The 24,393-nt window shown below is 59.3% G+C and carries 20 protein-coding genes; 9 read left to right on the top strand and 11 right to left on the bottom strand.

Features of this window, described 5'->3' with window-relative positions; all coding sequences use genetic code 11:
• Positions 1 to 85: 85 nt before the first annotated feature.
• The gene (locus AC0ZWN_RS05575; protein WP_476334324.1) at positions 86 to 400 is read right to left on the bottom strand and encodes a 3-phosphoglycerate kinase; all 315 of its coding nucleotides are present in this window, start codon (positions 398 to 400) and stop codon (positions 86 to 88) included.
• Positions 401 to 449: 49 nt separating this feature from the next.
• Between AC0ZWN_RS05575 and AC0ZWN_RS05570 the strand changes: the two genes are divergently transcribed.
• The 5 genes from AC0ZWN_RS05570 to aqpZ all read left to right on the top strand — a co-directional run bounded on the left by AC0ZWN_RS05570 (position 450) and on the right by aqpZ (position 5,645).
• Positions 450 to 1,373 carry a PA3225 family LysR-type transcriptional regulator gene (locus AC0ZWN_RS05570; RefSeq protein WP_007914443.1) on the top strand — a complete coding sequence of 308 codons (924 nt, stop codon included), beginning with the start codon at positions 450 to 452 and terminating at the stop codon, positions 1,371 to 1,373.
• A 14-nt stretch (positions 1,374 to 1,387) separates the two neighbouring features.
• The gene (locus AC0ZWN_RS05565; protein WP_476334323.1) at positions 1,388 to 2,191 is read left to right on the top strand and encodes an alpha/beta fold hydrolase; all 804 of its coding nucleotides are present in this window, start codon (positions 1,388 to 1,390) and stop codon (positions 2,189 to 2,191) included.
• Positions 2,192 to 2,194: 3 nt separating this feature from the next.
• Positions 2,195 to 2,752, top strand: coding sequence for a peptidylprolyl isomerase (locus AC0ZWN_RS05560; protein WP_476334321.1), 558 nt, complete (start codon positions 2,195 to 2,197; stop codon positions 2,750 to 2,752).
• An 88-nt stretch (positions 2,753 to 2,840) separates the two neighbouring features.
• Positions 2,841 to 4,673 carry an ABC transporter ATP-binding protein gene (locus AC0ZWN_RS05555; protein WP_311886135.1) on the top strand — a complete coding sequence of 611 codons (1,833 nt, stop codon included), beginning with the start codon at positions 2,841 to 2,843 and terminating at the stop codon, positions 4,671 to 4,673.
• Between the two features lie 279 nt (positions 4,674 to 4,952).
• Entirely contained in the window at positions 4,953 to 5,645 is a 693-nt protein-coding gene (gene aqpZ / locus AC0ZWN_RS05550; RefSeq protein WP_476334320.1) for an aquaporin Z, read from the top strand.
• Positions 5,646 to 5,761: 116 nt separating this feature from the next.
• On the opposite strand, the gene AC0ZWN_RS05545 is transcribed toward aqpZ, so the two are convergent.
• Positions 5,762 to 6,886 carry a GNAT family N-acetyltransferase gene (locus AC0ZWN_RS05545; RefSeq protein ID WP_476334319.1) on the bottom strand — a complete coding sequence of 375 codons (1,125 nt, stop codon included), beginning with the start codon at positions 6,884 to 6,886 and terminating at the stop codon, positions 5,762 to 5,764.
• A 282-nt stretch (positions 6,887 to 7,168) separates the two neighbouring features.
• Between AC0ZWN_RS05545 and AC0ZWN_RS05540 the strand changes: the two genes are divergently transcribed.
• The gene (locus tag AC0ZWN_RS05540) at positions 7,169 to 8,491 is read left to right on the top strand and encodes a putative porin (protein WP_007914428.1); all 1,323 of its coding nucleotides are present in this window, start codon (positions 7,169 to 7,171) and stop codon (positions 8,489 to 8,491) included.
• 143 nt (positions 8,492 to 8,634) lie between these two features.
• On the opposite strand, the gene AC0ZWN_RS05535 is transcribed toward AC0ZWN_RS05540, so the two are convergent.
• The 5 genes from AC0ZWN_RS05535 to aceK all read right to left on the bottom strand — a co-directional run bounded on the left by AC0ZWN_RS05535 (position 8,635) and on the right by aceK (position 16,972).
• The gene (locus AC0ZWN_RS05535) at positions 8,635 to 8,871 is read right to left on the bottom strand and encodes an anti-sigma factor family protein (RefSeq protein ID WP_093438121.1); all 237 of its coding nucleotides are present in this window, start codon (positions 8,869 to 8,871) and stop codon (positions 8,635 to 8,637) included.
• The gene (locus tag AC0ZWN_RS05530) at positions 8,865 to 9,476 is read right to left on the bottom strand and encodes an RNA polymerase sigma factor (RefSeq protein ID WP_093438125.1); all 612 of its coding nucleotides are present in this window, start codon (positions 9,474 to 9,476) and stop codon (positions 8,865 to 8,867) included. Before AC0ZWN_RS05530 ends, AC0ZWN_RS05535 begins: the two co-directional genes overlap by 7 nt.
• A 137-nt stretch (positions 9,477 to 9,613) precedes the next feature.
• Positions 9,614 to 10,735, bottom strand: coding sequence for a beta-ketoacyl-ACP synthase III (locus AC0ZWN_RS05525; protein WP_095049275.1), 1,122 nt, complete (start codon positions 10,733 to 10,735; stop codon positions 9,614 to 9,616).
• A gap of 319 nt (positions 10,736 to 11,054) precedes the next feature.
• Positions 11,055 to 14,966: an ATP-dependent RNA helicase HrpA gene (hrpA, locus tag AC0ZWN_RS05520; protein ID WP_476334318.1), complete on the bottom strand. Its 3,912-nt coding sequence runs from the start codon at positions 14,964 to 14,966 to the stop codon at positions 11,055 to 11,057.
• 284 nt (positions 14,967 to 15,250) lie between these two features.
• Positions 15,251 to 16,972, bottom strand: coding sequence for a bifunctional isocitrate dehydrogenase kinase/phosphatase (aceK, locus tag AC0ZWN_RS05515; RefSeq protein WP_476334317.1), 1,722 nt, complete (start codon positions 16,970 to 16,972; stop codon positions 15,251 to 15,253).
• Positions 16,973 to 17,369: 397 nt separating this feature from the next.
• On the opposite strand from aceK, the gene AC0ZWN_RS05510 reads away from it, so the two are divergent.
• Positions 17,370 to 18,995 (top strand): methyl-accepting chemotaxis protein, encoded by a 1,626-nt coding sequence (locus AC0ZWN_RS05510; RefSeq protein WP_476334316.1) that lies wholly within the window; start codon positions 17,370 to 17,372, stop codon positions 18,993 to 18,995.
• An 85-nt stretch (positions 18,996 to 19,080) separates the two neighbouring features.
• Entirely contained in the window at positions 19,081 to 19,989 is a 909-nt protein-coding gene (locus AC0ZWN_RS05505) for a DMT family transporter (protein WP_476334315.1), read from the top strand.
• Positions 19,990 to 20,110: 121 nt separating this feature from the next.
• Here AC0ZWN_RS05505 and AC0ZWN_RS05500 read toward each other — a convergent pair whose 3' ends face one another.
• Together AC0ZWN_RS05500 and AC0ZWN_RS05495 are read right to left on the bottom strand one after the other, a co-directional pair.
• Positions 20,111 to 20,974: a DMT family transporter gene (locus AC0ZWN_RS05500; RefSeq protein ID WP_476334314.1), complete on the bottom strand. Its 864-nt coding sequence runs from the start codon at positions 20,972 to 20,974 to the stop codon at positions 20,111 to 20,113.
• A 95-nt stretch (positions 20,975 to 21,069) separates the two neighbouring features.
• The gene (locus AC0ZWN_RS05495) at positions 21,070 to 21,234 is read right to left on the bottom strand and encodes a hypothetical protein (protein WP_476334313.1); all 165 of its coding nucleotides are present in this window, start codon (positions 21,232 to 21,234) and stop codon (positions 21,070 to 21,072) included.
• A 190-nt stretch (positions 21,235 to 21,424) separates the two neighbouring features.
• Between AC0ZWN_RS05495 and AC0ZWN_RS05490 the strand changes: the two genes are divergently transcribed.
• Complete coding sequence (locus AC0ZWN_RS05490) at positions 21,425 to 21,958, top strand: hypothetical protein (RefSeq protein WP_476334328.1); 534 nt, start codon at positions 21,425 to 21,427, stop codon at positions 21,956 to 21,958.
• A gap of 270 nt (positions 21,959 to 22,228) precedes the next feature.
• On the opposite strand, the gene AC0ZWN_RS05485 is transcribed toward AC0ZWN_RS05490, so the two are convergent.
• On the bottom strand, positions 22,229 to 23,167 hold the full coding sequence (locus tag AC0ZWN_RS05485) for an aspartyl/asparaginyl beta-hydroxylase domain-containing protein (RefSeq protein WP_476334312.1): 939 nt from the start codon (positions 23,165 to 23,167) through the stop codon (positions 22,229 to 22,231).
• 184 nt (positions 23,168 to 23,351) lie between these two features.
• Complete coding sequence (gene cysK / locus AC0ZWN_RS05480; RefSeq protein ID WP_007911289.1) at positions 23,352 to 24,326, bottom strand: cysteine synthase A; 975 nt, start codon at positions 24,324 to 24,326, stop codon at positions 23,352 to 23,354.
• Positions 24,327 to 24,393 lie beyond the last annotated feature (67 nt).

Raw genomic sequence — 24,393 nt, 5'->3', positions numbered from 1 at the left:
CGCGAAGGCGGTGTGTCAGTCAAGGAATGTGTTTACTGAAACACCGCCTTCGCGAGCAGGCTCGCTCCCACAGCTAAATACGGTGTTATTTCGGGACGCAGGTCAGTTTGATGCGCAGCTTGATGATCTCGCGGGTGAACTTGGCCGTGGCGTTTTTATGTTTGCCGGCCGGTACCTCGATCGTGCGGGTGCGTGGTGCTTCCGGGCCATTGTTGAAGACGGCCTTGCAGACTGCGTCGACGTCACCGTAGTTGGCCACCCGAATGGAGCCGATGTCGTTGTCGGTGTCGTAAGACTCGTAATCGATCTTCATGCCGTTGAGATCCTTCTGCACATCGATCGGGTAAGCAAAAGCAGTCAGCGGCAGCAGCGCCAGCAGCACACAACAGAATTTTTTCATTCGGCAGTCTCCATGAGGGACGGCCAGCTTAGGACAAGAGGAGCTATTGATGAAAGCGCCCCGCGTGACCCTTGATCAATGGCGAACATTGCAGGCCGTGGTCGACCACGGCGGATTCGCCCAGGCCGCTGAGGCCTTGCACCGTTCGCAATCGTCGGTGAGTTACACCGTCGCCCGCATGCAGGACCAGCTCGGCGTGCCGTTGCTGCGGATCGACGGGCGCAAAGCCGTGCTCACCGAAGCCGGCGGTGTGTTGCTGCGCCGCTCGCGGCAACTGGTGAAACAGGCCAGTCAACTGGAAGACCTCGCCCATCACATGGAGCAAGGCTGGGAAGCCGAAGTGCGGCTGGTGGTCGATGCAGCCTATCCAAGCGCACGCATCGTCCGCGCGCTGACCGCGTTCATGCCGCAGAGTCGCGGCTGCCGCGTGCGTTTGCGTGAGGAAGTGTTGTCGGGTGTCGAAGAAGTGCTGCTCGAAGGCGTGGCCGATCTGGCCATCACCGGCCTGAGCATTCCCGGTTACCTTGGTGCGGAACTGAGCGACGTCGAATTCGTCGCCGTCGCCCACCCCGATCACCCGCTGCACCGGCTCAACCGTGAGCTGAGCTTTCAGGATCTGGAAACCCAGATGCAAGTGGTGATCCGCGACTCCGGCCGCCAGCAACCACGAGATGTCGGCTGGCTCGGCGCGGAGCAGCGCTGGACCGTTGGCAGCCTCGCCACGGCGGCCACGTTCGTCAGCAGCGGCCTCGGTTTTGCCTGGCTGCCTCGCCACATGATTGAACGAGAGCTGAAGGATGGCTCGCTCAAGCTGCTACCGTTGGACAGGGGTGGCAACCGCAATTCCAGCTTCTATCTGTATTCGAACAAGGACAAACCCCTGGGCCCGGCCACGCAAATCCTCATCGAACTGCTGCGTACCTTCGACACCTTGCCGCTGGACGCACCGTTCGCCGCCCCTGAACAAGCCTGACACGGAGTTCACCGATGGCCTGGTTCGAACATGAAGGTTGCAACCTGCACTACGAGGAATATGGCCACGGCGCGCCGTTGCTGCTGGTTCACGGGCTCGGTTCGAGCACACTGGACTGGGAAATGCAGATCCCGGCCCTGGCCGCGCACTACCGCGTGATCGTCCCGGACATCCGCGGCCACGGGCGCTCGGACAAACCGCGCGAACGCTACAGCATCGCCGGTTTCAGTGCCGATATGCTGGCGCTGATCGAGCACTTGAACCTCGGCCCGGTGCACTACGTCGGGCTGTCGATGGGCGGCATGATCGGCTTCCAGTTCGGCGTCGATCATCCGCAAATGCTCAAGAGCCTGACCATCGTCAACAGTGCGCCCGAGGTCAAAATCCGCAGCCGCGACGACTACTGGCAGTGGTTCAAACGCTGGAGCCTGATGCGCGTACTCAGCCTCGCGACCATCGGCAAAGCCCTCGGCGGTAAACTTTTTCCGAAACCGGAACAGGCGGATCTGCGACAGAAAATGGCCGAACGCTGGGCAAAAAACGACAAACGTGCTTATCTCGCCAGCTTCGATGCGATTGTTGGCTGGGGCGTTCAGGAACGACTTTCCCGAGTGTCCTGTCCAACGCTCGTCATCAGCGCCGACCGTGACTACACACCGGTGGCGCTGAAAGAAACCTATGTAAAACTGCTGCCGAATGCGCGGCTGGTGGTGATCGCCGATTCGCGCCACGCCACCCCGCTCGATCAACCCGAACGTTTCAATCAAACGCTGCTGGAGTTTCTCGCCGCAGCCGATATTCAATCTCAGGATCACTGACCCATGTTGAAAAAACTCGCCCTCGCCGCTGGTACTGTGCTGTTTGCCGCCAACCTGATGGCTGCTACGCCAGCCAAGGCACCGCATGTGCTGCTGGACACCACCAACGGCCAGATCGAAATCGAACTGGATCCGGTCAAGGCACCGATCAGTACCAAGAACTTTCTCGATTACGTCAACAGCGGCTTCTACAACAACACGATTTTCCACCGTGTGATCCCGGGCTTTATGGTCCAGGGCGGCGGTTTCACTCAACAGATGCAGCAGAAAGAAACCAAGGCTCCGATCAAGAACGAACACAAAAACGGTTTGGCGAACGTTCGTGGCACCTTGTCCATGGCTCGCACTTCCGTACCTGATTCGGCGACCAGCCAGTTCTTCATCAACGTCAAGGACAACGACTTCCTCGACCAGGGCGACGGCTACGCAGTATTCGGCAAAGTGGTCAAAGGCATGGACGTTGTCGACATCATCGTCAACTCGCCGACCACCATCAAAAGCGGCATGAAAGACGTACCTGCCGACCCTGTATTCATCAAGTCGGCCAAAGTCATCGACTAAGCTGTACAGGGCGTATCGAGCGGCGCTGGCCTGATCCCGCGCCGCTCACACCGATAAAAGGAGAGCCCGTGCTCCGGGCGGTTATCTGATGCTCTATCGCCGTTTCGAACAACTGATCGACGTGTTCCGCGACGCCCCCACGGCATCCCCGCCGGATCGCGTGCTGCCCTTCTACACCTATTACCTGAAGCAGGTCTGGCCGAGTTTTGCCGCCCTGCTCACCGTCGGACTGTTCGGCGCCCTGATCGAAGTGGCGTTGTTCAGCTACCTCAGTCGCATCATTGACCTCGCCCAAGGTGCACCGAATCCGAATTTCTTTCAGGAGCATGGCCTGGAATTGGCCTGGATGGCCGTGGTCGCGCTGATCTTGCGCCCGGTCTTTGTCGGCCTGCACGACCTGCTGGTGCACCAGACCCTGAGCCCGAGCATGACCAGCATGATCCGCTGGCAGAACCACAGCTACGTGCTCAAGCAGAGCCTTAACTTTTTCCAGAATGACTTCGCTGGTCGTATCGCCCAACGCATCATGCAGACGGGCAACTCGCTACGTGACTCTGCGGTGCAAGCAGTGGATGCGTTGTGGCATGTGCTGATCTACGCGATCAGCTCGCTGGTGCTGTTCGCCGAGGCGGACTGGCGCCTGATGATTCCGTTGCTGACGTGGATCGCCGCTTACATTGGCGCGCTCTGTTACTTCGTGCCGCGGGTCAAGGAGCGCTCGGTGGTGTCCTCCGATGCACGCTCCAAACTGATGGGGCGGATCGTCGATGGTTACACCAATATCGCCACCCTGAAGCTGTTCGCCCATACCAATTACGAGCAGCAATACGCCCGCGAAGCAATCGAAGAACAAACCGAAAAAGCCCAACTGGCAGGCCGCGTTGTGACCAGCATGGACATCGCCATTACCACCATGAACGGCCTGTTGATCGTCGGCACCACAGGCCTGGCCTTGTGGCTGTGGACGCAGTCGCTGATCACTGTCGGTGCGATTGCCCTGGCAACCGGTCTGGTCATTCGCATCGTCAACATGTCCGGCTGGATCATGTGGGTGGTCACCGGCATTTTCGAAAACATCGGCATGGTCCAGGACGGCTTACAGACCATTTCGCAACCGGTCAGCGTCACCGATCACGAGCAGGCCAAACCGCTGGAAGTGGCCCGTGGCGAAGTGCGTTTCGAGCACGTGGATTTTCACTACGGCAAGAAGCGCGGGATCATCGGCGATCTCAATCTGAACATCAAACCGGGTGAGAAAATCGGTTTGATCGGGCCGTCCGGTGCCGGTAAATCGACGCTGGTCAACCTGTTGCTGCGCCTGTACGACGTCGAGGGCGGACGGATTATGATCGACGGCCAGAACATCGCCGAAGTCGGCCAGGAAAGCCTGCGTGCGCGCATCGGCATGATCACCCAGGACACCTCGCTGCTGCACCGCTCGATCCGCGACAACTTGCTGTACGGCAAACCGGATGCGACCGACGCCGAGTTGTGGGATGCGGTGCACAAGGCGCGCGCCGATGAGTTCATTCCGCTACTGTCGGACGCTGAGGGCCGCACAGGCTTTGATGCGCATGTCGGTGAGCGTGGGGTGAAACTGTCCGGTGGGCAGCGCCAGCGCATCGCCATTGCACGCGTGCTGCTCAAGGACGCGCCGATCCTGATCATGGACGAAGCGACATCGGCACTGGATTCGGAAGTCGAAGCGGCGATTCAGGAAAGCCTGGAAACCCTGATGCAGGGCAAAACCGTGATCGCGATTGCGCACCGACTCTCGACCATTGCGCGGATGGATCGGCTGGTGGTGCTGGAGAACGGCAAGATTGCCGAGAGCGGCACCCATGCCGAGCTGTTGGCCCATCGCGGTCTGTATGCACGACTTTGGGCGCACCAGACAGGGGGGTTTGTCGGTATCGATTGACCTTCCCATGATCGTTCCCACGCTCTGCGTGGGAATGCAGCCCGTGACGCTCCGCGTCAGTGGACGCAGAGCGTCCCTTGAGGCGTTCCCACGCAGAGCGTGGGAACGATCACCGCCACAGCCCGCAAACCACGGGCGCTGGCGGTTTTTTGTGGCTGCTGGAAATCCGCAGAAAGCCTGCTGTACTCAGCCAAGGTTTCGGTACGAAACCTGTCGTAAATCTGCAGGGATGCACAACTCGATGCAGTCTCGATAGCAGGGCTATCAAGGACGCCTCTCATGTCTCTGTTCAAACGTTCAGTCACTGAGTTGTTGGGTACGTTCTGGTTAGTATTGGGTGGTTGCGGCAGCGCGGTGATCGCCGCGTCTTCACCGTTGGGAATCGGAGTGCTGGGGGTGGCCCTGGCGTTTGGTCTGACGGTGCTGACCATGGCATTCGCCATCGGTCACATCAGCGGATGTCACCTAAACCCGGCCGTGTCGGTCGGTCTGTTCGTCGGCGGTCGGTTTCCGGCCAAAGAGTTGCCCGCCTACATCATCGCGCAGGTGCTTGGCGCGATTCTCGCGGCGGCGCTGATCGCGCACATCGCCAGCGGCAAGGAGGGTTTCGATATCGCCGCCGGCCTCGCATCCAATGGTTATGGCGAGCATTCGCCGGGGAAGTACTCCATGGCGGCGGGTTTTTTGACCGAGCTGGTGATGACGGCGATGTTCGTGATCATCATTCTGGGCGCGACCGATAGACGCGCACCACCGGGGCTGGCACCGATCGCCATCGGCCTGGGTCTGACGCTGATTCACCTGATCTCGATTCCCGTCACCAACACCTCGGTGAACCCGGCCCGTAGCACGGGACCGGCACTGATGGTCGGCGGCTGGGCGATTGCGCAGTTGTGGATGTTCTGGGTCGCACCGTTGATTGGCGCGGTGGTCGGTGGCGGGATCTATCGCTGGTTGGGCAAAGAAGAGTAGCCAAGGCATACACAAAACAAATGTGGGAGCGAGCTTGCTCGCGAAGGCGGTGTGTCAGCTGATATCCATGTCACTGCAACACCGCTTTCGCGAGCAAGCTCGCTCCCACAAGGGATCTAGGTTTGGCGATAAGGCAACGCGGTTTTCGCTTCTTCGGCATAAGCGAGGACGCCGGCGCGTTCCTGTTTCAGGAAATCCTTCACCGCCGCTTTCAACCCCGGATGACGCAAGTAATGCCATGAATGGGTGATCACCGGCTCGAAGCCACGAATCAACTTGTGCTCGCCCTGAGCGCCAGCATCGAAACGCTGATAACCCTGCGCGATCGCGTAATCCATGCCCTGGTAAAAACACGTCTCAAAGTGCAGCCGATCAAACTCCGCCAGACAGCCCCAATAGCGCCCGTAGAAACTGTCGCCACCGACCAGACTGAAGGCCATCGCCACCGGCCGTGAGCCTTGTTTGGCCAGTACCACGCGGATCGCCTCGGGCATACGCTCGGCCAGCAGACTGAAAAACTCCCGCGTCAGGTACGGTGCCTGACGCCGGACCGCATAGGTATTGGCGTAGCAGGCGTAGACAAAATCCAACTGCGCCTCGTCCAGCTCGCGCCCCTCCAGCCATTCAAACGCAAAGCCCTGCCCCGCTACTTGCTCGCGCTCCTTGCGCATCTGTTTGCGCTTGCGCGAACTGAGTACGTCGAGGAAATCCTGAAAGTCGCGATACCCGCGATTCTGCCAGTGATATTGACAGCCAATACGTTGCAGCCAGCCTGGTTGCTCGGCCATTGCAGCGTCGGTGAAAGGATCCGTGAAGTTGATGTGCGCACTGGAAAGCCCTTCGATCTCCAGGTAACCAGGCAGACTCTTGAGCAGCTCGAAACCGTCTTCGACATTGGCCGCCAACAGGCGCGGGCCGCTGACTGGACTGAATGGCACGGCGGTCAAAAGCTTGGGGTAGTAATCGATACCGGCGCGGGCGCAGGCGTCGGCCCAGCCGTGATCGAACACGTACTCGCCGTAGGAATGCCACTTGCGATAACTGGGCAGTGCGGCGATCAGTCGATCATCTTCAATATGCAGCAAATGCTCAGGTTGCCAGCCGGTATGAGGGCCGACACTGCCGCTGTCCTCCAGTGCACTGAGAAAAGCGTGGCGCAGAAATGGCTGGCTTTCAGGCACCAACGCATCCCAGGTTGCCGGAGCGATTTGCGACAGGTTTTGCAGGCATTGCAACGGCATCGACAGCTCTCCACAACAAGACTTCAGCGCCCGGCGAGTATCGCCGATTGCGTGGCATTGCACACCCGCAATCGGCCGACAGCGCTCTAGATCAATAGTTCAGGCCAAATCGATATCGTCATCAACCTGCCATCACTGTGCCACTGCTCTGTCATAAACCATCGCGATACTGGCGCCTGTTTTTAGAGCGCCGGGTTCTACCCGGACACTGTTTTCCGACGCTCGAATCGTCGGTTGTGCCCCGGATGGTTGTGCCATCCCCTCTCATCTTCGGAGATTGCTATGCGTCTTGCTTCCACGAAAACTGCGGCGGCCCTGTGCGGTGGCTTGTTGCTGGCCATGAGTGTTCCGGCCAGTGCTGCAGTCGACGCCAAACTGCTCGACATGCTCAAGGCTAACGGTTCCATTTCCCAGGCGCAGTACATCGAACTGCAAACTGAACTGGCCAAGGATCAGAAGGCTCAGCAAATCGCGCAGCAGGCGCAGCAAGAGACCAACGAACAAGTCGCCGCTGTTGCGAAGAAGACCAACGAACAAAGCGTCTTCGACCAGAAACTCGCCTGGGCAGCCAAGACCCAATTCAAGGGCGATGTGCGTATCCGTCAGGAAACCATCAAGATCGATGGCGAACCGAACAACGGCGGCCGCGACAAGGACCGTCAGCGCATCCGCGCCCGTCTGGGTGCCTACACCGAGATCAACCCGCAAGTCGACACCGGTATCCGTATCGCCACCGGCGGCGGCGATGATGCCCGTTCGACCAACCAGGACCAGGACAACTACTTCGACAAGAAGCAGATCTGGCTGGATCTGGGCTACATCGACTACCACCCTGACCAGATCAAGAACCTGCACATCATCGGCGGCAAGATGCTCCAGCCGTGGGTCAGCATGGGCGACGTGATCTGGGATAGCGACATCAACCCGGAAGGTCTGGCCGTTACCTACAAATACCCGTTGGGCAGCAGCGCCGAACTGTTCGGCAGCCTGGGTAACTACAACCTCAAGGACAACGTCGACGGCGATGGCGTGCAATTCCGTCACGACTTGCGTCTGACCGCCGGCCAGTTGGGTAGCCGCTTCAACATCACTGACAACTTGAAAGTGACTCTGGGCGGTAGTGTCTACGCCTACCAGAACGACGAAGACAGCCGCTGCACCGGCACTTCCACACCGTGCGCACTGGCGGTCAACGGCAACTCGGCCAACAACGAATTCCGTCTGTATGAAGGCTTCAGCCAGGTCGACATCGGCGGTCTGCCAATGCCACTGTCGTTCTACGGTCAGTACGTGAAGAACAACGATGCCGTGACCGATCAGGACACCGCGTGGCTGTTGGGTGCCAAGTCGAAAGTCTTCGGCCTGAACCTCGATTACAACTATCGTGACGTGCAGCGCAACGCCGTAGTCGGCGCTTTCACCGACTCCGACTTCGCCAATGGCACCACCGGTTCCCGTGGCCACAAGTTCAAGGTCGGTTACGACATCGACAAGAACTTCGCTATCGGTGCCACGTACTTCCTGACCAAGGCTGACTTCGCCAGCCGTACCCAGCGTGACGCTGACGCCAACACCTTGCAGCTGGACGCGGAAGCCAAGTTCTAAGAAAACAGCTACAAGCTTCGAGCGACAAGCCGCAAGTCACAGCTCCCCCTGCGATTTGCCGATCGAAGCTGATTTTCCTGCAGCCCGGTGCAGTTACAGCGATCCCCATCATCCGTTCGCTGGCGCTGCACCGGGCTGTGTTTTTACGGGCTATCGTCCCGCCTCTGCGTAGCCAGACGCTCAGCCAGCGCGTCCACACCCTCTTCCGGTTTCTCCGGCATCGCCTTCAAGGTCGCTTGCATCAAACGCATCTGACGAATGAAACGCCGACAGTTCGGGCAAAACATCAGGTGATGGCGCACCATCAGTTTTTCACGAAAGCTCAATTGGCCATCGAGATAATCGCTGGAGCGCGCCACTTGTTCCTTACAGGTCAGCATTCCCCTGTCTCCTCAAAATGCTCCACGGTCGCGAAGACTTTCAGCCGCGCACGATGCAGCAGCACACGGACATTGGAGAGCGAGATCTCCAGAAGATTACAGATCTCCTCCAGCTCCAGCCCTTGGCGTTCGCGCAACAACAAAACGCTGCTTTGCAGTTCCGACAGGTTCAGCAGGGTGTGCTCCAGACAGTCACGCAATTCACCTTCGGTCAGCAAGGCTTCCGGGGTGTCCTGATGCCAGGCGAACGGGGCAACCAGCCAATGGCCGTCACCGGGAGAAAAGCGGTCATCGTCGATCGTGCCATGGGGTGACGGCAGATCATCCATCAACACTTCCCGGCGATTTTGTTTATAACGGCTTTTGGCCGAGTTGGCCGTGATGGTCAACAGCCAGGTCTTGAGACTGGAGCGGCCTTCGAAGCTGGCGATGTGGCGCACCACCGACAACCAGGCGTCCTGCACCACTTCTTCGACATGACGCTGGCCGACAATCGCATACGCCACGGCGCGCATGGCGCTCTGATACGTCGTCACCAGTTCCTTGAAAGCCTTTTGCTCACCCGCCAGCAGGCGCGCAAGCAGTTGGGTGTCGTCAGCCGCCATCCAAAAATCTCCTTGTGCCGATTCCGAAAATGATAGCGGCAGGTCTTCACCTGCCGCCATTTCCGAAAAATTACAGCGTTTGAGCCGATTCGGATGTAGGAAAGGTCGGCGCGATTAGGAGGAAATTAAACCGATTTTCAACGCTTGCGCAGAATCACGCTACCGATCGAATAGCCTGCACCGAACGAACTCAACACCGCCAGCGAACCGGCAGCCAGATCATCCTGATACTTGTGGAAAGCAATCACCGAACCCGCCGAGCTGGTGTTGGCGTAGGTGTCGAGAATCACCGGGGCTTCTTCTTCAGTGGCTTCGCGACCCAGCAACTTGCGCACGATCAGGTGATTCATGCTCAGGTTGGCCTGGTGCAGCCAGAAGCGCTTCACGTCGCCGACGTTGAGCTGGTTCTCTTGCAGATGCTCGCCGATCAGCTCGGCAACCATCGGGCAGACATCCTTGAACACCTTGCGGCCTTCCTGCACGAACAGTTTGTCGCGGGCACCAATGCCCTCTTCCGCCGCGCGGTTGAGGAAACCGAAGTTGTTGCGGATGTTGTTGGAGAACTTGGTCAGCAGCTTGGTGCTGACCACGTCGAACTGGTGTTTGGACGTCGCGGTCTCAGCGCGCTCGATGATCACTGCAGTCGCGGCATCGCCGAAGATGAAGTGGCTGTCGCGGTCACGGAAGTTCAGGTGACCGGTGCAGACTTCCGGGTTGACCATCAGGATCGCCCGGGCCTGGCCCAGTTGCACGCTGTTGGCAGCGGCCTGGATGCCGAAAGTCGCCGAGGAGCAGGCCACGTTCATGTCGAAACCGAAACCCTGAATGCCCAGGGCTTCCTGGACTTCGATGGCGATGGCCGGGTAGGCGCGCTGCAGGTTGGAACAGGCAACGATCACGCCGTCGATGTCGGCAGCAGTTTTGCCGGCACGTTGCAGGGCCTGTTCGGCAGCGCCGATAGCCATCTGGCAAAGCACCGACCATTCGTCGTTGGAACGCTCCGGCAGACGCGGGGCCATGCGTTGCGGATCGAGGATGCCGTCCTTGTCCATGACAAAGCGGCTCTTGATGCCTGAAGCTTTTTCGATGAACGCGGCGCTGGATTCGGTCAGGGCCTGGACCTCGCCGCTGGCAATGGCCTCGGCGTTGTCGGCGTTGAACTGGGCGACGTAGGTATTGAAAGACTGCACCAGCTCTTCATTGGAGATGCTGTTGGCCGGGGTGTACAGGCCGGTGCCGCTGATGACGACGTTATGCATGGTCGTTTCTCTAATCTGTTCAGGCAGAAAGTGCTGGAACCGTCGTACCAACACACAAAGGGTCTATTCCCATCCGGGGGACGCAAACCTGGCATCGCTTTATTCCGTCGCGCGAACCGGCCGAAGGCTCTGGGTCGCGAAACCGGCGTTTATGGTCGCGAAGTTTGCCATAAACGCAGGATTTTGGCGCCTTTCTCAAGATCAACACGGATGATCGTTCCCACGCTCCTGCGTGGGAATGCAGCCAGTGACGCTCCGCGTCACTGGACGCGGGGCGTCCCCAGAGGCATTCCCACGCAGAGCGTGGGAACGATCAGCGTTACGGTTCGACCTGGGTCCACTGCTTGTTCAGACGTTTGTCGGAGATCGGGACCTTGGTGCCCAACTGCTGGGCGAACAGCGACACCCGGTATTCCTCCAGCCACCAGCGATACAGCTCAAGCTGCGGATCGCGTTTGCCTTCCTGGGCATGTTTCGCCGCGCGAGTCTGGTATTGCCCCCAGAGGCCGGCGAGTTCGCCGCTCCAGACGCGATCCTTCTGCACCTGCGCGCCGAGCTTTTCGAAGCGCTGCTCGACCGCTTTCAGGTAACGCGGCAACTCCTTAAGCCACTGCATCGGCGTTTCGCGGACAAACCCCGGATACACCAGATTGTTGATTTGCTGCTTGATGTCATTGAGCGCCACGGCCTGGGCCAGATCGATCTTGCCCTTGAAGCGCTTTTGCAGGCCGTGCCACAGCTTGAGAACTTCCAGGGTCAACCGGGCCACGCGCTCGGCGTGCTCGGTCCAGCTGCCGCGTTTACGCTCGGCCAGTGCCGCCAAACCGGCGCCGTCGCGGGGCAGCGAGTCTTCGCCTTCGAGAATGCAACTGTCGAGGCTCGCCAGCAGAATGTCTTCGACCAGCGCATCAACCCGGCCCAACTCGCGATAGAGCAAGCCCAGCTCAGTTTGCCCCGGCAACTTGCCACGCAGGAACTTGGCCGGTTCCGCCAGTTGCTGCATCAACAACCGCTGCAAGGCGCGACGATGCTGGAATTCGGCTTCGGCCGGGGTCGAGAAACGTCCCTCCTTGACCGTGCCGCCCTCTTCAACCAGCGCCGGATATACCGTCATCGACAGCCCGGCGATCTTCTGTTGAGTCTTTTCCGCGACCGGCGCGAAGACCTTGGCCTCCACCGGTTGCTGACTTTTCGCACTCTGCGGCACCGCCAGCGCGGCCTGACTGGCTTCGGCAAACCGTGCGGTCAGCTCGGCCAGATCGCGACCTTCGCCGAGGAATTTGCCTTGGCCGTCGACAATTTCCAGGTTCATCCGCAGATGCCCCTCGACGCCTTGCTCGGCTTCAGCCCACGCCTCGTCACTGACCCGCGCGCCAGTCATGCGCAGCAGTTCGCGACCGAGCGCTTGCGGCAATGAACCCTCGGCAAAGGTCATGCGTTGCAGCGCGGCTTTGATGAAGTCCGGCACCGGCACGAAGTTCTTGCGCAAGGCCTTCGGCAGGTTGCGCACAAGGGCGATGCACTTGGCCTCGATCAGCCCCGGCACCAGCCATTCCAGGCGTTCCGGTGGCAGCATCGGCAACAGCGGGGCCGGCACGCGCAGGGTCACGCCGTCGCGCGGATGATTGGGCTCGAAGTGATAAGTCAGCGCCAGTTCCAGATCGCCGATGTGCAGCGTGTCCGGGTAATCCCGCGCGGTGACTTCACTGGCTTCGCGGGCCAGCACGTCTTCTTCGCGCATGATCAACAACTGCGGATTCTTCTGGCTATTGATGCGGTACCAACTGTCGAAGGTCGCGGTCTGGTGAATCTCCGCCGGCAATCGCGCGTCGTAGAACGCGTACAGGGTTTCTTCATCCGCGAGAATGTCGCGACGACGGGCCTTGGCTTCCAGTTCGTCGAGCTGTTCCAGCAGTTGCTGGTTGGCCGTCAGGCACTTGGCTCTGGACTGAATCTCCCCGCGTACCAGACCTTCACGGATAAACAATTCGCGAGAAACCACCGGATCCACCGGGCCGTAATGCACCGGCCGGCGGCCGACCACGATCAGCCCGAACAAAGTGATCTGCTCATAGGCCACGACCTGGCCGCGCTTCTTTTCCCAATGCGGTTCGAAGTGGTTTTTCTTGATCAGGTGCCCGGCCAGCGGCTCGATCCAGTCGGCGTCGATCTTGGCGACCATGCGTGCATAAAGCTTGGTGGTTTCCACCAGTTCGGCGGTCATTAGCCACTGCGGGCGCTTCTTGCCGATGCCCGACGACGGATGAATCCAGAAACGTCGCTGACGCGCGCCGAGGTAATCGCCATCCTCGGTTTTCTGACCGATCTGGCTAAGCAACCCGACCAACACCGCTTTGTGCAGTTTCGGGTAATCCGCCGGCTCTTTGTTGAGGCTCAGCTGCATGTCGCGGCAGATCAGGCTCAACTGCCGATGCGAGTCGCGCCACTCGCGCAGACGCAGATAGTTGAGGAAATTCTTCCGGCACCAGTTACGCAACGGGCTGGCGGTCAGCGCCTGGCGCTGCTCTTCAAAACCGCGCCACAGATTGACCAGTCCGGCGAAGTCCGAGTCGGTGTCTTTCCATTGCGCGTGGGCCTGATCGGCAGCTTGCTGACGCTCCGGCGGACGCTCGCGCGGGTCTTGAATCGACATCGCACTGGCGACGATCAGCACTTCCTGCAAACTGCCGAGCTTGGCTGCTTCAAGCAGCATACGGCCCATGCGCGGGTCGACCGGCAGGCGCGCCAGTTGGCGACCGAGCGGCGTCAGCTGACTGTTGCGGTCAACCGCCGAGAGTTCTTGCAGCAGGTTGAAACCGTCGCTGATCGCCTTGCCATCCGGCGGCTCGATAAACGGGAACGCGGTGATCTCGCCGAGACGTAGATGCAGCATCTGCAGAATCACGGCAGCGAGGTTGGTGCGCAGAATCTCTGGATCGGTGAATTCCGGGCGCCCGTTAAAATCCTCTTCGCTGTACAGCCGAATACAAATGCCCGGCTCAACCCGACCGCAGCGACCTTTACGCTGATTGGCGCTGGCTTGGGAAATCGCCTCGATCGGCAGACGCTGGACCTTGGCGCGATAGCTGTAGCGGCTGATGCGCGCGGTGCCGCTGTCGATCACGTAACGGATGCCCGGCACAGTCAACGAGGTCTCGGCGACGTTGGTCGCCAGCACCACGCGACGGCCCGGGTGCGACTGGAAAATCCGCTGTTGTTCGGCCGGCGACAAGCGCGCGTACAGCGGCAGGATTTCCGTGTGTTTCAGTTGCGCCTTGCGCAGCATGTCGGCGGCGTCGCGAATCTCGCGCTCGCCGGGCAAGAATACCAGCACGTCTCCCGGACTGCGGCGTTCGCTGCGCTCGTAAGCGGCGATTTCGTCAAGGGTCGCGAGGATCGCTTGATCCACCGTCAGGTCATCCTCGACGCGGTTGCCCTCTTCGTCCTGCTCCAGGGTCAGCGGGCGATACCAGGTGTCCACCGGGAAGGTGCGGCCGGAGACTTCGACAATTGGCGCATCGTCGAAGTGCTTGGAGAAGCGCTCCAGATCGATGGTCGCCGAAGTGATGATGACTTTCAGGTCCGGGCGACGCGGCAGCAGGGTTTTCAGGTAGCCGAGCAGGAAGTCGATGTTGAGGCTGCGTTCGTGGGCTTCGTCGACGATGATCGTGTCGTAGCGTTCGAGGTAGCGATCGTTCTGGGTTTCCGCCAGCAGAATACCGTCGGTCATCAGCTTGATCAGAGTATTGGAATCGCTTTGATCCTCGAAACGCACCTGATAGCCGACCAGCGCACCAAGTGGCGTAGCGAGTTCTTCGGCGACCCGGCTGGCGACGCTGCGCGCAGCGATTCGACGTGGTTGGGTGTGGCCGATCAGACCGTGCTGACCGCGACCGATTTCCAGACAGATTTTTGGCAACTGGGTGGTTTTACCCGAGCCGGTTTCGCCGGCGATGATCAGCACTTGATGCTTTTCCAGCGCCTTCTTGATCTCGTCGCGCTTGGCCGCAATCGGCAGACTGTCGTCGTAACGAATCACCGGCAGGCTGGCCCGCCGTGCCAGCACCTGATCACAGGACGCCTGCATGCGCGTCACCCACTGGGCCAGTTTGGCCTCGTCGGGTTTCTTGCGCAGCTCAAGCAACTGCCGCCGCAGCCGGTGCCGGTCGGCGAGCATGGCGTGATCGAGGTTCTTCAGCAGTTTGTCGATGGAGGGCGATTCGTCGGTCATCGGGTAGGCAATTCGGTCGTCTATTTATGCAGGGGGCGGATTGTCGCAGATTTGGCGGATTTGTGGCGTGTCGGGGGGATTGCTGCCCTCACCCTAGCCCTCTCCCAAAGGGAGAGGGGACCGATTGGGGGATATTCCAGAGGTCCATCGACCTGAAAGAAATTTACCGAATCCATAATCGCCAAGGCCTTTCAGGTAGGCGTTCGACCTGAGGCACCTCGGTAGGCCCCGCCTCCCTATGGGCGGTCCGACGTTTCGGGAGGGCTGGGGTGAGGGTTTCTGGCTTATTCGTTATCGAGACCTTTACGCCGATACGGGAAAACATCAATGACCTTCCCCGCCCGAATCGCCTCCTGCAAGCTCTTCCAGTAATCCGCGTTATACAACTCGCCATGCAACTGATCGAACAACTTGCGCTGCCCCGAATCGGCAAACAGAAACGGCGGAAACTCCTCAGGAAAGACATCCAGCGGCCCGATCGAATACCACGGCTCCGAGGCCATTTCATCCTCCGGTGTGCGCGGTTGCGGGATGTGACGGAAGTTGGCTTCGGTCAGGAAGCAGATTTCGTCGTAGTCGTAGAACACCACGCGCCCGTGGCGAGTGACGCCAAAGTTCTTCAGCAGCATGTCACCGGGAAAGATGTTCGCCGCCGCCAGTTGCTTGATCGCCAGGCCGTAATCCTCTAGCGCCTCACGCACCTGCGCATCGTTGGCGTTTTCCAGATAGAGGTTGAGCGGGGTCATCCGCCGCTCGGTCCAGCAGTGACGGATCAACACCGTGTCGCCCTCGACCGACACCGTCGACGGCGCCACCTCCAGCAGCTCCTCCAGGCACGCCGGATCAAACTTGCTCAGCGGAAAACGGAAATCGGCGAACTCCTGGGTATCGGCCATGCGCCCTACCCGGTCGACGCTTTTCACCAGTCGGTACTTCTCGATCACCGTGGCCCGGTCGACGTTTTTCGACGGCGAGAAACGGTCCTTGATGATCTTGAACACGGTGTTGAAGCCCGGCAGCGTAAACACGCTCATGACCATGCCGCGCACGCCCGGCGCCATGATGAACTGGTCATCGGTGTTGGCCAGGTGATTGATCAGCGCGCGGTAAAACTCGGACTTGCCGTGCTTGTAGAAGCCGATTGAGGTGTACAACTCGGCAATGTGCTTGCCCGGCAGAATGCGTCGCAGGAAGCCGATGAACTCCGCCGGCACCGGTACATCGACCATGAAATACGAACGGGTGAACGAGAAGATGATCGATACATCAGCTTCGTCGGTGATCAACGCGTCGATCTGAATCCCGCGCCCCTCTCGATGCAACAACGGAATCACCAGCGGCCATTGCTCGTCACGGGTGTAAATGCGCCCGACCAGGTACGCGCCCTTGTTGCGGTACAACACCGAGGAAAACAGCTCGACGCTGAGCTCCGGGTCCTTGCACACCCAGTCCGGCAGGTTCTCACGCAGTTGCGCTTCGAGGCGACGCAGGTCACCCGGCAGATCGGCGTAATCCTCGCTGAAACGGTAATCGGCAAAAATGCTCGCGAGCATCCCCGACAACTGACCTTGCGGTTTGTAGGTGCGGGTTTGCGCGGCGCGGGCTCGGCGCAGGCTCGGGCGGGTGGTGTGGATGAACATGCAGCCGTCGCTGATCAGGTCGTGGCTGAACAGCCCGCAGAAAATCGAGTTGTACCAGGTCTCGGACAACTCATCATCGAAGCGCAGGTCGATGACGCTGATGTAGGCACTTTTCACCAGCGGCCAGCAGCTGACGTTAATCAGCGTTTCATCATCGAAGTATTCGCGCAGGCGAGCGATGGTTTCGCCGACCTTTTCTTCGTAGAGATTGATCCGAGCCGCCGACGCGGTTTGCGTCTCCTGCCAGCGCGCCTGCTCGAAGCGCTCCCGGGCGCCGTCGGTAATTCGCCGGAAATGCTCGCGGTAATCGTCAAAGCCATCGAGGATCATGCGGGCGATACCGGTGGCGGGCCATTGCTGCGGCATAGATAAGACCTCTGCGTGCATGGGAAATCTGTGCTGAGCTTAGCCACGCAAGCGTGTGCGCGTGAAGTGCAATTTCGGCCAATTCTGCGTCGGGGTTGTACAACGGCACAGTTTTCAGCAAAGTTTTTTTAATCGACCGTTCGGTCAGTTAATCGCCTGAGCGGTTCTTCTTGTCGCCCCGCGCCAGCCCGCGAATTCGCTGGGTTTCGGCTCCAATACTGACCAGACGCGTCTAGCTCGTTGCTTTGCTGCGCATGCGTTTACCGACAGCGACGCTTCCAGATTGGTCTTACCAAAATAGTGGCACTTTGATATACAGCCCGCCATTACCCCCTTCATAACAAGATCCTCGCTGACGAGGACGACCTCCCCCCCTCAAAGATCAAGGAGCACACTGATGTCTATCCGGAATCTGCGCATAGGTTTGCGCGCCAGTTTGAGCTTTGCCGTTTTGGCCGGTCTGCTGGTGGTGGTCGGCCTGTTCGGGCTGGGCCAGATGAAAACCCTGCGCGAGAGTGCAGCAGTGATTGAAGAATCATGGATGCCAAGCATCGAGAACATCCATGTCGCGGCGGCGAACATCGCCAGCATTCGCCTCGAATCGTTGCGCCTGATCACCAGCACCCAACCTGCCGTGCGCGACAGAAGCAAAGGCATCATCAAAGCGCAGCGCGAAGAATTGCTCAAACGCCTCGCCGATCACAAAACCCTGCTCTCCAGCGAAGAAGAACGAGTGATGCTCGACGGCTTGAATGCCAACACGGCCAAGTACATGAACATCCTCGAACAGATCATCGGCCAGATCGACGCCGGGCAAAGTGAACAGGCCTACACGCGGCTTAACAATGAACTGGCGCCACAGGGAACGCTGCTCGACAAGGCCCTGGAGCAGATGATCTCGTTCAATCAGCAAGGCGCCAATACCGCCGCCGCTGCCGCCGCAACGATATATCTACGAGCATTGTGGATCGTCGCGACCATCATCGTGGTTGCCCTGATTGCCACGCTGCTATTGGCCTGGCAGTTGACGCGTAGTATTACCACCCCGATCAATCAGGCGCTGAATGTCGCAAGGCGCATTGCTGCCAGTGATCTCAGCGGACAGATCGTCAGCACTGGTAAAGATGAGGCTGCAGATCTGCTCGACGCCTTGGCCGAGATGCAGGGCAATCTGCGCTCGACTATTCGCGGCATCAGCGAATCGGCACAGCAACTGGCTTCCGCGGCCGAGGAAATGAGTTCGGTGATGGAGCAAAGCACTCGCGGCCTGCAACAGCAGAACGATCAGATCGAACAAGCCGCCACCGCAGTGACCGAGATGAGCACCGCGGTGGACGAAGTCGCGGCCAACGCGGTGTCCAGCGCCGAGGCGTCCGCCGCGTCGAACGAGGACAGCAAGCACGGCCATGTGCAGGTCAGCGAAACCATCAGTTCGATTCAGGAGCTGGTCGATGCGGTACTCGGTGCTTCCGAACAAGCCGAAGGCCTGGCCACGCAGGCACAGGACATCAGCAAAGTGCTGGAAGTGATTCGCGGGATTGCCGGACAGACCAACCTGCTGGCGCTCAATGCGGCGATCGAAGCGGCCCGCGCCGGTGAAGCCGGGCGCGGCTTTGCGGTGGTCGCCGATGAAGTGCGTTCGCTGGCACAACGCACGCAGAACTCCACTGAGGAAATCGAGCTGATGATCAGCAGCATCCAGCAAGGCACAGGCGCTACCGTGGGCGCATTGCAAAGCAGCGCCGAGCAGGCGGGTCAAACGCTGCGCCGGGCCAACAGCGCAGGTCAGGCGCTGGAGAAAATCACCGCGTCGATCTCGCAGATCAACCAGCGCAATCTGGTGATCGCCAGTGCAGCCGAGCAACAGGCCTTGGTCGCTCGCGAGGTCGATCAGAATCTGGTGACCATCCGCGACCTCTCGACCCAGACCGCCGCTGGCGCCACCCAGACCTCGGCCGCAAGCCAGGAACTGTCGCGTCTGGCCGTCGACTTGAACGGCCTGGTCACACGCTTTGTGATCTGAACGAACAGTTGCATGCCCGATTAGCGGTTGCCTTCGGCAGGGCGCTCGGCAACACTCTCGTCCCGATCAAGGAAGGAGACCCGCCGTGAGCCCTGTCGATATTTTCCGTATGTTGTCGCTGGCGGCCATCTGGGGCGCGAGTTTTCTGTTCATGCGCATTATTGCGCCGGTGATCGGCACGATCCCGACCGGATTCTTTCGCGTGTCGATTGCGGCCCTTGGCCTGCTGGTGATCCTCGGGCTGATGCGCGTACGCTGGGATTTCAAAGGCAAACTGAAAACCGTGATGCTGCTGGGCGTGATCAACTCGGGGATTCCGGCGACGCTGTATTCGGTCGCGGCCCAGGTGTTACCGGCCGGTTATTCGGCGATCTTCAACGCCACCACGCCGCTCATGGGCGTGCTGATTGGCGGGTTGTTCTTCAGTGAAAAACTCACCGCAGCCAAACTGGGCGGGGTGTTCCTCGGCTTGTTCGGCGTTGGCGTGCTGACCCGCGCCGGCCCGGTGGCGTTCGACTTGCAACTGTTGATGGGCGCCCTCGCCTGTTTGCTGGCGACCACTTGTTATGGTTTTGCCGGATTCCTCGCGCGGCGCTGGCTGGATCAGGCTGGTGGTCTGGACAGTCGCCTGTCGGCGCTGGGCAGCATGCTCGGTGCGACGTTGTTTCTGTTGCCGTTGTTTGGATATAGCGTGATCACCGCACCGCCGGTCAGTTGGGGTGGCTGGAATGTCTGGCTGTCGCTGTTGGGCCTGGGTCTTGGCTGCACGGCGTTTGCCTACATCATTTATTTCCGCCTGCTCAGTTCGATCGGGCCGGTGAAGTCGATGACCGTGACCTTCATGATTCCGCCATTCGGCGTGCTGTGGGGGGCGTTGCTGCTGGATGAGCCGTTGTCGATGGCGCACATTTATGGCGGGGTGTTGATTGCGCTGGCGTTGTGGCTGGTGTTGAAGCCGGCGGTGGTGAAACCGGCTGAGGCGCCGGCCCGATAAATTTGTGCTGTTGCCGAAAAGGCCATCGCGAGCAGGCTCACTCCTACAATTGGAATGCGTTCCTCTGTAGGAGTGAGCCTGCTTGCGATCGGCGGCCTAAAAGCCGCCACCTGACGATCTGTTAGCTGGTTTTACGGAACACAAACGCCAGACCGACAATGATCAACAGCATCCCCAGCACACTCAACGCCGCCAGGCGATTGCCGAAAATCAGATAGTCCATCACTGCCGTCACCGCCGGCACCAGGTAGAACAGGCTGGTGACATTGACCAGATTGCCCCGCGCGATCAACCGATACAGCAACAGCGTCGCCAGCACCGACACCACGAGTCCCATCCACAACACCGGCACGATAAAACCGGTGCTGTGCTCAAAGTGGAACGGCTGGAACGGCACGAAAATCCCGCACAACAACAGACCGGCCAAGTACTGCACCGGCAGCGTACCGAGAGGATTGTCGGTGATGCGTTTCTGCATGATCGAGCCCAGCGTCATACTCGCCAGCGCCAGCAGACCAAACAGCATCCCCGCCAAGGACATCCCGGCCAAACCGATGCCTTGGTAAACCACCATGATCAGCCCCGCCAACCCCAAGGCCAGACCAAACATCCGGCTCGCCGAGCGCTGCCGCTCCATCAAGACCACGGTGAGAATCGGCTGCACACCCATGATGGTCGCCATCACCCCAGGGGTGACTTTGGTGTTGAGCGCCAGCAGATAGAAAATCTGATACGCCCCCAACAACACCACACCGGTGGCGATCGCAAACAGCATTGGTTTGCCGCCCTTGGGCAACTTGAGCTTGAGCAGCGGCGCCAACAACAAGAGGCCGCTCAAGGCAATCGCGAAGCGAATTAGCAGAAAGGCAAATGGTGACGCGTGGGCCAGCCCCCATTTGGAGAAGATCGCGCCGCTGCTCCACAGCAGAACGAACAGGCTCGTGGACGCGGCCGCGAGCGCGGATTTTTTCGACAGGACAAACATGAATACCACCTGTAGTCAGGCAAGAAGCCAACTCAGCCGAAGCTGAAATTCAGTAGGTTTTTCTGGCGGGCGCAGGGGTCAGCAGAAACTGCCGATCAGCCCGAAACGCCAACGCCCGGCGGTGATACGACTGCGCACACCGGCGTGCAACTGACAGGTGGGGGGTAATGACTGATCTGCTTGGGCTGCTGATTCCCGCACGGCACGACGCCAGCGTTGACCGCTGAATCGACTACCGCGTTGCTGAGGGATGCAGGCATTGGCGCAGATCTTTTTTGAAGGGTTGGAAGGTGAGCCATGGGGGCTCACGAGCGCCGACTATAACCAGCGGGCGACATGGATTGCAATGATTTGGACAAAGGGCCAGCAAGGACAGTTGGCCGCAAGGTGAATAGGCTGGATTGCAATCGAGACACCCAACCATGGGGGACAAGGAATGCACAGGATCACATGCCAAGGGAACGGACGTATTTGCGCTACCAGGTCTACAAATCACAGGCTCGACAACAGGCTGCTGTTACTTTCGCAAAACTGCACAAAGACTTGTTGCTGCAAGGGATAGTGGATGTTGATCACTCCAGAGTTCGTTTCGAAGCAATCGATGCTCAAGCGCTGAGTGCCTATGAAGCGTGGTTTGATCCTCATTTCTCTTGGCAAGATGTTGTCAGGTGGAAGGCCAAAGAACCACTGAGCTTCGATTTGGCAATCTGGTTTGATCAGGAGTTATGCGGACTTTGCTTTGCAAACCCTAATCAGAGCCGGTTGCGAGTGAAAATTGTGCGCCTGGAAGGAAAGCCCGATAACGATCACCCTCTCAAAAGCCGAGTAGCGACATTTGCTTTGACCACCGTGACTCACTTCGCGCGAATCATCGGCAGTACCCAAATTGAAATTCAGGAACCTCTCCCTGGAGTGATTTCCCTGTACCGGCAACTGGGTTTCGAATTCGATTCGGAGGGCAGGCTTGTGAAGCTAATTTGGTAAGACTAGTATCGGACAACTGCTCATTTAATGATCAATGCCGGAGGCACCATGAAGGCTGCCGTTGAAAAAAAGGCGCCAGGCGCCAGATCGATAAAAGCTGATAGAAAACGCTCTTCCGCAAAGTTATCTGAACGGGAGTTGCACCGAATCAGAGAAGCATTGGTGAATCCAGCCGCGGAAGAGCCAGGAGGCGTCCTCGCTGGCGCCTCATTCACCTTCTCTTCATAAAAAAACCGCTCACAAGGAGCGGTTTTTCTACAATATCCAGCCTCAGCCAAACAGCCAATACCCCAACAACGTCAATACCACCACCGCCAGCACCGGCCGCATCACGCGGTAGGCTTTCGGATGACGGCGTTTCCACTGTTTGACCACGCCACTGAACTTGTCACTGAAGCTCTTGCTCCAGGCGTAGGCCTGGTTGATCCCGCCGACGCGTTCATCATCAAGGTTCTGCGGTGCAGTGGCACGGCCGAGCCAGGCGCTGATGGAGCGGTTGATGCGGGTCATGAGGCGGTTGCTCAGCGGACGCTCGACGTCGCAGAACAGGATCACGCGGGTCTTCTCGGTTTCATTCTTGACCCAATGCACGTAGGTCTCGTCGAACATTACGTCTTCACCGTCACGCCAGGCATAAACCTGACCATCAACAAAGATCCGGCAATCGTCGGAGTTCGGCGTCGACAAGCCGAGGTGATAACGCAGCGAGCCGGCGAACGGATCGCGGTGCGGGTTCAAGTGGCTGCCACCCGGCAACAGCGCGAACATTGCGCCTTTGACGTTGGGAATCGCACTGACCAGCGCCACGGTTTTCGGGCACAGGGTTTCGGCCGATGGCAGCGGTTTGTCGTACCACTTGAGGTAGAAACGTTTCCAGCCCTTCTTGAAGAACGAGCCGAAGCCGGCGTCGTTGTTCTTTTCTGCCGCGCGAATATAACCCTCATCGAACAGGTGCATGGCCTCGTCGCGAATGGTTTCCCAATTGTCGCGCAGCACGTCCAGTTCCGGAAATTTGCTGCGATCCAGGTACGGCTTGGACGGCACGCCGGAGAACAGGTACATCAGGGCGTTGTACGGAGCGAACAGCGCCGAGTGGTTGACGAACTGGCGCAGAACCGGCAAACGCGCCTTGCCGCGCAAATGCACATAGAGGATGCTGCCCACGAACAGCAGCAGCACCAATACCTTGGCGGCTAACGAAAAGGTCATCAACGACTCCTTGAATAAAGACAACGCTGCGCAATGCCCTTTACCCGGCATGGCAGCCGGCCATGATAAACACTACCGGCGCCGGGCAAAACCCGCCTTACACAAGATTCAGTGTTAAGAATTGCGCAACAAAGCATTTATTAGCATAACGATCCTGAACCCCGGCTGATCTGAATCAACTGGATTACTGCTGAGTCTCCTGCTCAGTGAACAGATCGCTGAACAGCATGCTCGACAGATAACGCTCGCCGGAGTCGGGCAGAATCACCACGATAGTCTTGCCCTGCATCTCCGGCGTCTCCGCCAAACGCACCGCGACTGCCATCGCTGCACCGCAGGAGATGCCGCATAGAATCCCCTCTTCCTGCATCAAGCGCAGGGCCATGGCCTTGGACTCTTCGTCGGTGACTTGCTCGACCCGGTCGACCATCGACAGATCCAGGTTCTTCGGCACAAAGCCGGCACCGATCCCCTGAATCTTGTGCGGGCTCGGTTTGATTTCTTCACCCGCCAGCGCCTGGGTGATCACCGGCGACGACATCGGCTCCACGGCCACCGAAAGAATCGGTTTGCCCTGGGTATTCTTGATATACCGCGAAACGCCGGTGATGGTTCCGCCGGTGCCGACGCCCGCTACCAGTACATCGACGGCACCGTCAGTGTCGTTCCAGATTTCCGGACCGGTGGTCTTTTCGTGAATGGCGGGGTTGGCCGGGTTATCGAACTGCGCCGGCATGAAATATTTGTCGGCATCGCTGGCAACGATTTCGGCCGCCTTCTCGATTGCGCCTTTCATGCCCTTGGCCGGCTCGGTCAACACCAGTTCGGCGCCCAGAGCCTTGAGGACTTTACGGCGTTCGATGCTCATCGAGGCCGGCATGGTCAGCATCAACTTGTACCCACGGGCCGCGGCAACAAAGGCCAGACCGATCCCCGTGTTGCCCGACGTCGGTTCGACAATGGTCATGCCCGGCTTCAGTTTGCCGCTGCTTTCGGCGTCCCAGATCATGTTGGCGCCGATCCGGCACTTGACCGAATAACCGGGGTTGCGCCCCTCGATCTTGGCCAGAATGGTCACGCCACGCGGTGCGATGCGGTTGATCTGCACCAGCGGCGTATTACCGATGGAATGGGCGTTGTCAGCAAAAATACGGCTCATGGCTGGGTCCTTATGCAGCGTTGAATTCAGCCTTCCAAGGTATGCCTGTTGCCCATCACAGTCCAGT

This window comes from Pseudomonas sp. 3B-A001-10F (genome assembly GCF_056313565.1).
This window is presented reverse-complemented; position numbering and strand designations above follow the sequence as displayed.